The organism is Nocardia jiangsuensis, assembly GCF_042650385.1.
Taxonomy (GTDB): Bacteria; Actinomycetota; Actinomycetes; order Mycobacteriales; family Mycobacteriaceae; genus Nocardia; species Nocardia jiangsuensis.
In genome coordinates this window covers 616,058-628,245 of the sequence record NZ_JBHSAX010000017.1, presented here as the reverse complement: position 1 = coordinate 628,245, position 12,188 = coordinate 616,058, and the positions used below count along the sequence as shown (strand labels likewise).

Genomic DNA, 12,188 nt, shown 5'->3' with positions numbered 1-12,188 from the left:
GGATCTTCGTGTCCTCCTAGGGTGTGTGCCCTCATTGCACGGCCAGGCGAACACGCTTGTGAGCGGACCCCAGCTGTCCAACAGACAACATCGATGTCCCGCTTGGTCGGCGAGACCCTGTGGTGCAAACAAGACAAGCGTACTGCTGCCCGACCTCGCAGGGAACGACGAGGGTCACCCTTGCGGCGACCCTGGCTCGTTACTCGCGAGTAGGTCCGGCGTGACCGAGGACACGCCCCTTGCTCACCGTTCGAGCCTACGACGAGAGCCACGGGCGGCGCAGCACCCACCCGCCCAGAGCGCCCGTGAACCCCCTGTGATCGCATTCACAACGCTCACCTGTGGATAGCCCCGCACTCGGGTTCGATCGGCAGACCTCGGTCCGGTTACGATGTCGAACAGGTCATGAGTGCCAGCGCGAAGCCCCGGCTTGCTGGCCGGCAACCCTCCAGCAGCGGCGGGGTGCTCCGGGTGATGACCCGGCTCCCGACGGCCGGGAGCAAGCGCGCTTTCTGGAGGTAACACGTGACCGAGACGACCGACCCCACCGCGAACTGGTCCTTCGAGACCAAGCAGGTGCACGCGGGGCAGACCCCCGACGGCAGCACCAACGCCCGTGCCCTGCCGATCTACCAGACCACGTCCTACACCTTCCGGGACACCGCGCACGCCGCTGCGCTCTTCGGCCTCGCCGAGCCGGGCAACATCTACACCCGGATCATGAACCCCACCCAGGACGTGGTGGAGCAGCGGATCGCGGCCCTCGAGGGTGGCGTCGCGGCGCTGGTCGTCGCCTCCGGCCAGGCGGCCGAGACCTTCGCCATCCTGAACCTGGCCAACGCGGGCGACCACATCGTCTCCAGCCCGCACCTCTACGGCGGCACCTACAACCTCTTCCACTACACCCTGCCCAAGCTCGGCATCACCGTCTCCTTCGTGGACGACCCGGACGACCTGGAGCAGTGGCGCGGCGCCGTCCGGCCGAACACCAAGGCGTTCTACGGCGAGACCATCGCCAACCCGAGCAGCGCCATCCTCGACCTGCCCGGCATCTCCGCCGTCGCGCACGACGCGGGCGTCCCGCTTATCGTCGACAACACGGTGGCCACGCCCTACCTGCTGCGGCCGCTGGAGCACGGCGCCGACATCGTGGTGCACTCGGCCACCAAGTACCTGGGCGGCCACGGCGCCGCCATCGCCGGGGCGATCGTCGACGGCGGCACCTTCGACTGGACCGGCACGACCGAATCCGGCGAGGACCGCTTCCCCGGCTTCACCACCCCGGACCCCAGCTACCACGGAGCAGTCTTCGCCGAGCTCGGCGCGCCCGCCTTCGCGCTCAAGGCACGGGTGCAGCTGCTGCGCGACCTCGGCTCCGCGGTCTCGCCGTTCAACGCCTTCCTGATCAGCCAGGGCATCGAGACGCTGAGCCTGCGCATGGAGCGGCACGTGCAGAACGCGCAGGCGGTCGCCGAGTTCCTCGCCACGCACCCGGCGGTGACCTCGGTCGCCTACGCCGGGCTGCCCACCTCGCCCTGGTACGAGCGCGGCAGGCAGCTGACGCCGAAGGGCGCGGGCGCGGTGATCGCCTTCGAGCTGAAGGGCGGCGTCGAGGCGGGCAAGAAGTTCGTCGACGCGCTGACGCTGCACAGCCATGTCGCCAATATCGGCGACGTGCGCTCGCTGGTGATCCACCCGGCCTCCACCACGCACTCCCAGCTCACCCCGGACGAGCAGGCGAGCTCCGGCGTCACGCCGGGGCTGGTCCGGCTCGCCGTCGGCATCGAGGGGCTGCAGGACATCCTGGCCGACCTGCGCGCGGGCTTCGACGCGGCGTCGTGACCGTGGGTATCGAAGCGGGCACCGCCCTGCTGCCACCACCGGACGGCACGTCCGGCGTGATCGCGGTGGGCGACGTCAAGCTGGAGAACGGCGCTGTCGTCCCGGATGTGCGGCTGGCCGTGCAGCGCTGGGGCGAGCTCTCCCCCGCGCTGGACAACGTGATCCTGGTCGAGCACGCGCTGACCGGCGACGCGCACGTCGCCAGCGCCCCGGACAATCCCGCGCCCGGCTGGTGGGAGGGCATGGTCGGCCCCGGCGCCCCGCTGGACACCGACGAGTGGTGCGTGATCGCCACCAATGTGCTCGGCGGCTGCAAGGGCAGCACCGGCCCCGCCGCCCCCGCCCCCGACGGCAAGCCGTGGGGCAGCCGGTTCCCGGAGATCTCCATCCGCGACCAGGTGACCGCCGAGATCGCGCTGGCCGACCTGCTCGGCATCGAGCGGCTGGCCGCCGCGATCGGCGGCTCCATGGGCGGCATGCGGGTGCTGGAGTGGATGGTCGGCAAGCCGGAGCGGGTGGCCGCGGCGCTGGTCCTCGCGGTCGGCGCGCGCGCCACCGCGGACCAGATCGGCACCCAGACCACGCAGATCGCCGCCATCGTCGGCGACCCGGCCTGGCAGGGCGGCGAGTACCACGGCACCGGCAGCGCTCCCGTGACCGGGCTCGCCGTCGCCCGGCGGATCGCGCACCTCAGCTACCGCACCGAGGCCGAGCTGGACCACCGCTTCGAGAACCTGCCGCAGGACGGCGAGGACCCGTGGGACGGCGGCAGGTACGCGGTGCAGAGCTACCTGGAGCACCAGGCGGAGAAGCTGGTCGCGCGGTTCGACGCCGCCACCTACGTGCTGCTCTCCGAGGCCATGAACCGGCACGATGTCGGCCGCGGCCGCGGCGGGGTCGCGGCCGCGCTCGGCTCGACCCCGGTGCCGTGCGTGGTCGGCGGGGTCGACTCGGATCGGCTCTACCCGCTGCGCACCCAGCGCGAGCTGGCCGAGCTGCTGCCCGGCTGCACCGGGCTGGACGTCATCCACTCCAGGGACGGCCACGACGGCTTCCTCACCGAGGCCGAGCAGATCTCGCTTCTGCTGGCCCGCACCGCCGAGCTGGCGAGGGCGAACCGTTAACCGACGCCGAGCGTGTTGATGGTGGCGGCGAGGAAGACGATGGTGCTGCCGAGCAGGCTCAGCGCCGCCACGTCGAACGGCTTGCCGCGCACCGCGAGCAGCCCCACCCGCACCGTCGGCAGGCACAGCCGGAAGACGGCCGCGAGCAGCGCCGCACTGCCGAAGATGAAGGCGCCGCGGCGCCAGCGGTCGGAGGCGACGAAGACGATCGCCACCAGCACGACCAGCCCGACGACCACCATCGGCAGGTGACAGCGCAGGAACTGCGCGCCCCAGCTGCCGCCTCCGGATTCGCTTCGCGCCACGGTCGGGTCTGTCACGCCTGCGATTGTGACAGACCCGGCTGGTGCAGCCCGAATCGCACGCCCTGGTCGTCGCGGCAGAAGGCGAAGCGGCCGAAGCCCTCCGTTTCCGGGCCGGGGTCGTCGGCTTCGCCGCCCAGTTCGCGGACCTTCCGCGCCGCGGCCTCGATGTCGTCGACTCGGAAGAAGATGTCGATCCGGCGGTCCTCGTCGCCGTTGTGCACGCCGCCGCGGACGCCGCCGGTCTCCAGCCAGGCCGGGCCGCCCGGTTGGGTCTCGTGCGATTTCCAGCCGAGGAGTCGCTCGTAGAACGAGCGGGCGCGGCCGGCGTCGGGGACGCCGATCTCGAAGAAGCTCGGTTCACCGGTCATGGGTGGTTCCCTCCGTTTCGGTGGTTCGCCCGACCCTAGGTGCGCGGTGCGTCGCCGGTCTTGAACGAATGTTCACCCGCGCGGCGGCGTCACCCCTGGCCGGCGGCCCAGGTGCTCGGCGGGCGGCCGGCGAACTCGCGGAAGTCGCGGGTGAAGTGCGCTTGGTCGGCGTAGCCGCAGGAGAAGGCGATGGCGGCCAGCGGCTGCGGGTCCGGTGCGCGGAGCAGGGCGGCTGCCCGACCGAAGCGGATCACCCTGGCCGCCGCCTTGGGCGTGAGCCCGATCTGGGCGCGGAACCGGCGCGCAAGCCGGGCCCGGCTCCAGCCGATCTCGGCGCGGATCTCGCCGATCCCCGCCGTGCCGCCGCTCCGCTGCAGGGTGTGCCAGGTGTACACGACCTCGGGGTCCGGCTCGGGGCCGTCCGCCGTTGCCCGGCCGAACAGCGCGTCGAGCAACGCGAACCTGCTTGCCGAGTCCCGCTGCGCCACCATTCTTTCCGGCAACTCCCGGCCGTCCCGGCCGAACAACTCCGCCGGCCCGACCGTCCGATCGGCCAGCTCGGACACATCTCCCACCACCCGATACAGCCCGAGCGGTGTCAGCCGCACCTCCACACAGTGCTGCACCCCCGCGTGCTCGGTCCGCGTCGGCCCCAGGCTCGGCCCCGCCGCGAACGCCCGCCAGGTGCGCGATACCGCGGGCTCCGCCGCATCGGCGACGACCAGCGGATCCGCGAACTCGACCACCAGCACCGCCCCGGCATTCGCCGGCTCGTATCGCACAACGGGCCCACCGGCCCGCTCGCTGAACTCGGCATACGCGCCGACCAGCCCGGCGAGCGCCGGATGTGGCGGCGCCGCGACCGACTCCGAGGAGCTCACGCCCATAGCTCCCATCCTGCGCCATGGCTCGGTCCGCCGCAGCGGCAATCCCGACGTCCGAACTCTCCGGCCCGCCGTGATCTGAGAGGATTTTCCCTTGTGTTTCACCTGATGTTCCACGAGCCGTGCATTCCGCCGAATACCGGCAACGCGATCCGCCTGGTCGCGGGGACCGGGTGTGAGCTGCATCTGATCGAGCCGCTGGGGTTCGACCTGTCGGAGGCGAAGCTGCGCAGGGCGGGGCTGGATTACCACGATCTGGCTTCGGTGCGGGTGCATCCCAATCTGGAGACGGCGTTCGAGGTGATCCGGCCGGAGCGGGTGTTGGCGTTCAGCACGCAGGGGGAGGTGCGGTATACGGATGTCGCTTATCAGCCCGGTGACGTGCTGTTGTTCGGGACCGAGCCGACGGGGTTGCCGGAGGAGGTGCTCACCGATCCGCGGGTGACGGCGCGGGTGCGGATTCCGCTGGTGCCGGGGCGGCGGTCGATGAACCTGTCGAACGCGGCGGCGGTGACGGTGTACGAGGCGTGGCGGCAGCAGGGATTTTCCGGCGGGGTCTAGCCGATCTCGAAGCGCTTGTGGCGGGAGGCCGCGCCCGCGGTGAGGCGGACCGCTGATCGGGGGACGCCGAAGTGCGCGGCGAGAAGTTCGACGGCGGCGCGGTTGGCCTTGCCCTCGGTGGCGGGGGCTCGGACGTAGAGCTTCAGGGTGCCGTCGTCGAGCTGCTCGACCAGGGGGCCCTTACGGCTGTTCGGGGTGATCGTCGCGCGGACGGTCGGCATCGGAGGTGCCCCTGCCTGGCTTCGAAGCGGGTGCATCCGGCTGCACCGCTGCGGCCGGTTCGACGTTCCCCCCGGCCGTGCCGGTAGCCGGTTCGGCCTTCGCCGAGGCGGCCGCCGGTTCGGGCTCGGCCCACGCCTTGCCCGGGGCGGGGGCGGTGCCCGAGCCGCGACGGCGGCGAACGGCGCGGAACACGGCGAAGATCAGCCCGCCGACGACGGCGAGGAAAGCGAGCGTCGGCAGCGCCTTGCCGGTGAAGACGACCGCGTCACCGAGCCGGTCGACCAGCCCGTTCCAGCCGGCGACGATGCCACCCCAGAAGGAACTCGGCTCGTCGTCGTCGACCGGGTTGGCGGCGGGGGTGGTGACCGAGATGCTCAGGGTGGAGAGCGCGACCTGGTCGTCGAGAAGCCGCTGCTGCGAGATGAGGCTGTCCAGCTCGCCCTGGCGGGAGGAGAGCGCCTGCTCGGCGGCGATCAGGTCGGCGGTAGTGGTGGCGCCGGCGATGAGGGCGCGCAGGCGGTCGACCGAGGTCTGCAGGGCACGGATGCGGGCGTCGAGGTCTTCCCACTGCATGGTGACGTCGGCGCGGTTCAGGCTGATCCTGGTGATCCGGCCGACCTGGCCGAGGCCGTCGACGAAGGCGTCGGTGCGGTCGCTCGGGACACGGACGGTGAGCGAGGCGCTCGGCCCCTGCGGCAGGGGGCGGTAACCGGAGCTGCCGTCGTTCTCGTCGGTGCGCGGCTGCTCGGTGCGGCTGTCCACCCGGCCGCCGAGGGCGCGCACGCGGTCGGCGATGATGCCCGCCGCGGCGATGGGGTCGTCGGCGACCAGTGCGACGTCGCCGGTGACGACCTCCTTGCGCGTGGTGTCCGGCGCCTGTTCGTTGTCCGACGGCGCCGGTGCGCCCTGCTCGCGCAGCCCCGGCGGGCTCACGGCGGGCGCGGCGACCGTGGAATCCGGTGCGCCGGGCGCGCTTTCGGAGCCGTCCGCCCCGCAGCCGACGAGCAGGGCGAGCCCGAGCAGCCCGGCACAGAACACCGCAACCTTCCGCATGAGCGCAGCGTAGCGGCCCGCTACCGGAAGTCCCGCGACTTCGACGCCATCCGCAGGTCCAGTGGCTGCAGATGCTCGGCCACCACGCTCACCGCGCCCTCGGCGTTCTGCACGAGGCCGCGCACGATCAGCGCGGAGGCGCTCTGCGCGAGCCTGCGGTGCCGCTGCCACAGCCCCACCGAGCAGACCACGTTCACCATGCCGGTCTCGTCCTCCAGGTTCATGAAGGTGACCCCGCCCGCGGTGGCCGGGCGCTGCCGGTGCGTCACCGCGCCCGCCACCAGCACCCGGGTGCCGTCGCGCACCGCGAGCAGCCCGGATGCCGGGCGCACGTCGATGCTGTCCAGGTAGGCGCGGAGGAACTCGGTGGGGTAGCTGTCCGGTGAGACGCCGGTGGCCCACACGTCGGCGGCGGCCAGCTCGAGGCCGCTCATGCCGGGCAGGGACGGCGCCGCGGTGGCCGCGCCGATGCCGGGCAGCCGGTCCGGCCGCTCCCCCGCCGCCGCGCCTGCCGCCCAGAGCGCCGAGCGGCGCGGACCGGCCAGTGCGCCGAGCGCGCCCGCGGTGGCGAGCGACTCCGCCTGCGGCACGGTGAGCTCGACCCGGCCGGTGAGGTCGGTGAACGAGGTGTAGGGGCCGTCCTTGTCGCGCGCGGCGACGATCCGGGCGGCCAGTTCGTCGCCGATGTGCCGCACCGCGGCCAGCCCGAGCCGTACCTCGGTGCCGCGGCGCTCGAGGGTGGGCTCGGCGCGGCTCGCGTTCACATCCGGCCCGTGCACCGCGACGCCGTGCCTGCGGGCATCGGCGACCAGCGACTGCGGCGAGTAGAACCCCATCGGCTGGGCGCGCAGCAGCCCCGCGCAGAACGCCGCCGGGTAGTGCAGCTTGAACCACGCGGAGTAGAAGACCAGCGCCGCGAAGCTCTGCGAATGACTCTCCGGGAAGCCGAAATTCGCGAAGGCGTACATCTGCTCGTAGATCCGCTCGGCCACCTCGCCGGTGATCCCGTGCCGCTCCCGCATCCCGGCGAAGAGCCGGTCCCTGAGCCGCTCCATGCGGGCCTTCGAGCGCTTGGAGCCCATGGCCCGGCGCAGCTCGTCGGCCTCGGCGGCGGTGAAGCCGGCGACGTCGACGGCGAGCTGCATGAGCTGCTCCTGGAAGAGCGGCACGCCGTAGGTGCGGTCGAGGGTGGGGCGCAGCGCCTCGTGGTCGAGCCGGTAGGGCTCGCCGTTGCGGCGGCGGATGTAGGGGTGCACCGAGCCGCCCTGGATCGGGCCGGGGCGGATCAGCGCGACCTCGACCACCAGGTCGTAGAACTCGCGCGGCTTCAGCCGGGGCAGCGTCGCCATCTGCGCCCGCGACTCCACCTGGAAGACGCCGACCGAATCGGCGCTGGTCAACATGGCGTAGACCGCGGGCTCGCCGAGGTCGATGGCGTGCAGCTCCACGGTCTCGCCGATGTGCTCGCCGACCAGGTCGATCATGTAGTGCAGGGCGGAGAGCATGCCGAGGCCGAGCAGGTCGAACTTCACCAGGTTGATGGCGGCGCAGTCGTCCTTGTCCCACTGCAGCACGCTGCGGCCCGCCATCCGGGCCCACTCCACCGGGCAGACGTCGGCGATCGGCCGGTCACAGATCACCATCCCGCCGGAGTGGATGCCGAGGTGCCGCGGCAGCCCCTCCAGCTCGGCGGCCAGCTCGAGCACGTCGGCGGGGATGTCGGTGCCGGTCTCGGCGGCGACCCCGGACCACCGGCTCACCTGTTTGCTCCAGGCATCCTGCTGGCCGGGCGAGAAGCCGAGCGCCCGCGCGGCGTCGCGCACCGCCGACTTGCCGCGGTAGGTGATCACATTCGCCACCTGCGCCGCGTTCTCCCGGCCGTACCTGGAGTAGACGTGCTGGATGGCCTCCTCCCTGCGGTCGGACTCGATATCGAGGTCGATGTCGGGCGGGCCGTCGCGCTCCGGTGCGAGGAACCGCTCGAAGAGCAGGTGGTTGCCGACCGGGTCGACATTGGTGATGCCGATGGCGTAGCAGACCGCGGAGTTCGCCGCGGAGCCCCTGCCCTGGCAGAGGATGCCGTTGCGGTGGCAGAAGTCCACGATGTCGTGCACCACCAGGAAGTACCCGGGGAACTTCATCCGGCCGATCACCGTGAGCTCGTGCTCGATCTGCGCGTAGGCGGGCTCGTTCGCCGCGCGCGGGCCGTAGCGCTTCGCGGCGCCCCGATAGCTGAGCTCGCGCAGCCAGGACAGCTCGTCGTGGCCGGGCGGGACGTCGAAGGGCGGCAGCGTCGGGGCGATGAGCCGGAGGTCGAAGGCGCACTCGCGGCCCAGCTCGGCGGCGTGCGCCACCGCGGCCGGGCAGTCGGCGAAGAGTTCGGCCAGCTCCGCGCCGGAGCGCAGGTGCGCTCCGCCCGCCGCGGCCAGCCAGCCCGCCATCTCGTCCAGCCCGCGGTTGGCCCTGATGGCGGCGAGCGCCATGGCGCGGCGGCGGTGCGCGGGGGCGGCGAAATGCGCGCCGGTGGTGGCGAGCACCGGGAGCCCGGCCCGGTCGGCCAGCGCGATCAGCAGGGCGTTGCGCTCGTCGTCCTCCGGGATGCCGTGGTGGGTGAGCTCGACGCTCACCCGGTCGGCGCCGAAGCGCTCCACCAGGTCGCGCAGCGCGGCCTCGGCGCGCGGGGCGCGGGAATCGCGGGCGAGCACGTCGAGCGCGAGGGCGCGGCGCACCGTTCCCTTGCGGCAGCCGGTGAGGATGTGCCAGTGGCCGCCCGCCGCGGCGGTGAGCGCGTCCAGGTCGTAGCGCAGGATGCCCTTCTCGCCCGCCGCCAGGTGTGCGGCGGCCACCTCACGGGAGAGCCTGCGGTACCCCTCGGCACCGCGGGCGAGGACGAGCAGGTGCGGCCCGGCCGGATCGGGCTCGCCGGTGCGCGGCGCGGAATCCGGTGCCTCCGCGTGCCCGCCGACCGCGGCCCCGGTCGGCGCGGCCTCGACCGCAGGCCCCCGCGCCCCGCGGCTGCGCAGCCCGGACCCGCCCCTGGAGCGACCGCCCCGCCGCGCGCCGCCGCGCGCCGCCCGCTCCGGATCGGAACGCCCATCGGTGCCCCTGCCGTCCCCGGCCGCCGGGGACCCCTCCTCCCGGCCCTCATTCCGGGAGGAGGTACCGCAGCCGGCGACCGCCGGACGCCCCCGCTCCGGCGCGGAGCCCAGCGAGAGCTCGACGCCGAAGACGGTGGGCAACCCCCACTCCTTCGCCGCCTCGGCGAAGCGCACGGTGCCGTAGAAACCGTTGTGATCGGTCAGCGCGAGCGCCGAAAGGCCCAGCCGCGCCGCCTCTTCCACCAGCTCCTCAGGGTGCACGGCGCCGTCCAGGAAGCTGTACGCCGAGTGCGCGTGCAGCTCCGCGTACGGCACCGCGGCGCTCACGGGCGCCGCGGGACCGGCCCGGTACGCGCCGCGCCTGCGCGACCACGCCGGGCTGTCGCCGCCGTCGCCCGGGTGCATCGTCGCCGGATCGGCGCGGCCCGAGCGGCGGCCGGAGAGCATCCGCTCCATCTCCGCCCAGGTGGGCGGGCCGTGATCCCAGCCCACGACCGCGCCTCAGGCCGAGAGCCGCTCGGTGGAGCCCGCCGCGAGCGCCTGCTCCACGTGCTCCAGCCCGGACCTGATGATGTCGCCGTACGCGTCGTGCGCCAGCACGTCGAGATGGCCGCGCGCGATGGTCAGCTGCATCCGGGCCGACTCGAAATCGCCGGTCCGGCGCTGGCTGTCGGCCAGATTCAGGTAGAGCGAGGGGAGGAAGCCGCGTAGCCCCTCGTCCAGCGGGACGCCGTAGGCGAAGACCGCCGCCAGCGCCCGCTGATCCCAGTACAGCGCGTCCTCCGCGCAGTCCTGGACGTCGGCGAGGTGGTGCGCGACCACGCACCGCTGCACGGGATCACCGTCCTCGCCGAGCTCCTCCCATACCTCCGTGAGCGCGCGTCGCGCCGCCGCACGGTCAACACCTCCGAGCCGCACCGCGGCGTAGATATCCGCCATCCGATCGTCCGCCATGCGCCGAGTATCGCACATGTGTTCGAACGTTTCGAGTGCGGATCGAACATCTGTTCGCAACGTCGCGGTTATCCGCGGATCAGCGCGCGGCCCGGAAGGTCCGGCGCAGGTCAGCGACCCATTCACCGGGGATCTCCCAGGGGATGAAGTGGCCGCCGCGCTCGTGCACGGTGACCTCGCCCAGCCGGTACCACTCCGCCCGGGTGGCGCGGAACCAGGCGGCGCGCTCCGCGGTCGGTACGCCCGGCGGGTTCTCGTGCGCCACCAGCGTCACCCCGGTCGGCACCTGGACCACGGGTTTCCGGTCGTGCGCCGGCGTCCAGGGGTGGCGGTTGTTGTTGGCGTAGGTGCGCATCGAGGTGCCGATCGAGTTGCCGACCCAGTAGATCGTGGCCTGGGTGAGCAGGTCGTCGCGCGGGAACACCCGCTCGACGTCGCCGCCGCAGTCGCTCCACGACGTCCAGCGCTCCAGGATCCAGGCCAGCATGCCCGCGGGCGAATCGGCGAGGGCGTGCGCCAGGGTGTCCGGCGCCAGCGTGTGCGCGGCCAGGTGCACCGCGAAGCGGTGCTCGAGGGCGATCAGCCGGTCCCTGGCCGGGCCGGGCAGGTCGTCCGGGATGGGCCTGCCGCCGCTGACGTCCCAGCCGCGGTCGCCGTTGAAGAGCGTGAGCGGCTGCCCGGAGCCGATGTGGATGCCGTACACCGCGTCCGGGTACCGGTGCCCGAGCTGGGCGGTGACCAGCGCCCCGACATCGCAGCCCGCGGCGGCGTAGCGCTCGAACCCGAGGACCTCGGTCATCAGCGTGTGCCAGAGCTCGGCGATCCGCCAGAAGTTCAGGTCGGTGCGGTCGAGCGGGGTGGAGAAGCCGAAGCCGGGGAGCGAGGGAACGATCAGGTCGAAGGCGTCGGCCGGGTCGCCGCCGTGCGCGCCGGGATCGGCCAGCGGCTCCAGCACTTTCGACCAGTGCCAGAAGGTCCACGGCCAGCCGTGCGTGAGGATCAGCGGCCGCGGCGCGGGGCCGACGCCCGGCCTGCGCAGGAAGTGCACCGGGACGCCGTCGACGGTCACGCGGTAGTGGTCGTAGGCGTTCATGGCGGCTTCGGCGGCGCGCCAGTCGTACTCGGTGCGCCAGTACTCGCACAGTTCACGCAGGTAGGCGCCGGAGACGCCGTAGCCGTCGCCGGGGACGGCGGCCCTGCGGGTCAGGGCGAGCCGCTGCCGGAGATCGTCGAGCACCGCGTCGGGCACGTGGACGGGGCTGCGTTCCATCACCGGCTCCGTTCGTCGTCGAGTTCGGCCAGCCGGGCCAGCGCGGGCAGCGCGGCGGTCAGCGCCGTGCGGTGCTCCGGTTCCAGCAGCGCGACGAGCTCGGCCATCCGCGCCACCCTGGCGGTACGCCTGCTCGCCACCGTCGCCGCGCCGCGCGGGGTGATCCGGACCAGCACGGCGCGGCCGTCACTCGGGTCGGGGCCGCGCGCCACCAGGCCGTCGCGCTCCAGCTTGGCCACGATCTGCGTGATGGCGGGCTGGGTGACCTGCTCGCCCGCGGTGAGCGCGGAGAGCCGCTGCGGGCCGCGCCCGGCCAGCGTGTGCAGCACCGAGAGCGTGGTGAAGCTGCGCTGCTGCACCGCGGGCAGGCGGATGAACATCCGGGTGAACTGCTCCATGACGGAGGTCAGGGCGGCGGGATCGAGGTCGGGCACGCCCCCCTTTCTAGCAGAAATTTATATAAGTTTCTGATTCGATTGGACCTTGGCAGGTCATCTTACTTGAGAG

Annotated in this window: 12 protein-coding genes and 1 riboswitch; of the genes, 3 read left to right on the top strand and 9 right to left on the bottom strand. The window is 72.8% G+C overall.

The annotated features are described in order from the left end of the window. Positions 1-401: 401 nt before the first annotated feature. Positions 402-512, top strand: a riboswitch (SAM riboswitch). Between the two features lie 13 nt (positions 513-525). Both ACFO0B_RS21960 and metX read left to right on the top strand, forming a co-directional pair. After that, positions 526-1,842 carry a bifunctional o-acetylhomoserine/o-acetylserine sulfhydrylase gene (locus tag ACFO0B_RS21960; RefSeq protein WP_378614409.1) on the top strand — a complete coding sequence of 439 codons (1,317 nt, stop codon included), beginning with the start codon at positions 526-528 and terminating at the stop codon, positions 1,840-1,842. Continuing rightward, positions 1,839-2,966 (top strand): homoserine O-acetyltransferase MetX, encoded by a 1,128-nt coding sequence (gene metX / locus ACFO0B_RS21955; RefSeq protein ID WP_378614408.1) that lies wholly within the window; start codon positions 1,839-1,841, stop codon positions 2,964-2,966. The genes ACFO0B_RS21960 and metX overlap by 4 nt, the downstream gene beginning before the upstream one ends. On the opposite strand, the gene ACFO0B_RS21950 is transcribed toward metX, so the two are convergent. From ACFO0B_RS21950 to ACFO0B_RS21940, 3 genes are all read right to left on the bottom strand, one after another. Then, positions 2,963-3,208 carry a DUF3017 domain-containing protein gene (locus tag ACFO0B_RS21950; RefSeq protein WP_233021153.1) on the bottom strand — a complete coding sequence of 82 codons (246 nt, stop codon included), beginning with the start codon at positions 3,206-3,208 and terminating at the stop codon, positions 2,963-2,965. The two genes, metX and ACFO0B_RS21950, sit on opposite strands and share 4 nt — an antisense overlap. A gap of 74 nt (positions 3,209-3,282) precedes the next feature. Next, the gene (locus tag ACFO0B_RS21945; RefSeq protein ID WP_378614407.1) at positions 3,283-3,639 is read right to left on the bottom strand and encodes a VOC family protein; all 357 of its coding nucleotides are present in this window, start codon (positions 3,637-3,639) and stop codon (positions 3,283-3,285) included. An 89-nt stretch (positions 3,640-3,728) separates the two neighbouring features. Next, complete coding sequence (locus tag ACFO0B_RS21940; protein ID WP_378614406.1) at positions 3,729-4,520, bottom strand: helix-turn-helix domain-containing protein; 792 nt, start codon at positions 4,518-4,520, stop codon at positions 3,729-3,731. Positions 4,521-4,619: 99 nt separating this feature from the next. Between ACFO0B_RS21940 and ACFO0B_RS21935 the strand changes: the two genes are divergently transcribed. Beyond that, positions 4,620-5,084: a tRNA (cytidine(34)-2'-O)-methyltransferase gene (locus ACFO0B_RS21935; RefSeq protein WP_378614405.1), complete on the top strand. Its 465-nt coding sequence runs from the start codon at positions 4,620-4,622 to the stop codon at positions 5,082-5,084. Here the strand turns inward: ACFO0B_RS21935 and ACFO0B_RS21930 are convergent. The 6 genes from ACFO0B_RS21930 to ACFO0B_RS21905 form a co-directional block, all read right to left on the bottom strand. Beyond that, positions 5,081-5,305, bottom strand: a complete 225-nt coding sequence (locus ACFO0B_RS21930; protein WP_378614404.1) for a DUF167 domain-containing protein — start codon at positions 5,303-5,305, stop codon at positions 5,081-5,083. The two genes, ACFO0B_RS21935 and ACFO0B_RS21930, sit on opposite strands and share 4 nt — an antisense overlap. Then, positions 5,265-6,359, bottom strand: a complete 1,095-nt coding sequence (locus ACFO0B_RS21925; protein WP_378614403.1) for a DUF4349 domain-containing protein — start codon at positions 6,357-6,359, stop codon at positions 5,265-5,267. Before ACFO0B_RS21925 ends, ACFO0B_RS21930 begins: the two co-directional genes overlap by 41 nt. Positions 6,360-6,379: 20 nt before the next feature. Continuing rightward, on the bottom strand, positions 6,380-9,949 hold the full coding sequence (locus ACFO0B_RS21920; RefSeq protein WP_378614402.1) for an error-prone DNA polymerase: 3,570 nt from the start codon (positions 9,947-9,949) through the stop codon (positions 6,380-6,382). A gap of 9 nt (positions 9,950-9,958) precedes the next feature. Continuing rightward, the gene (locus ACFO0B_RS21915; RefSeq protein WP_233016145.1) at positions 9,959-10,411 is read right to left on the bottom strand and encodes a hypothetical protein; all 453 of its coding nucleotides are present in this window, start codon (positions 10,409-10,411) and stop codon (positions 9,959-9,961) included. A 79-nt stretch (positions 10,412-10,490) separates the two neighbouring features. Then, positions 10,491-11,681 carry an epoxide hydrolase family protein gene (locus ACFO0B_RS21910; RefSeq protein ID WP_378614401.1) on the bottom strand — a complete coding sequence of 397 codons (1,191 nt, stop codon included), beginning with the start codon at positions 11,679-11,681 and terminating at the stop codon, positions 10,491-10,493. After that, positions 11,681-12,115, bottom strand: a complete 435-nt coding sequence (locus ACFO0B_RS21905) for a MarR family winged helix-turn-helix transcriptional regulator (RefSeq protein ID WP_378614400.1) — start codon at positions 12,113-12,115, stop codon at positions 11,681-11,683. Before ACFO0B_RS21905 ends, ACFO0B_RS21910 begins: the two co-directional genes overlap by 1 nt. Positions 12,116-12,188: the final 73 nt, after the last annotated feature.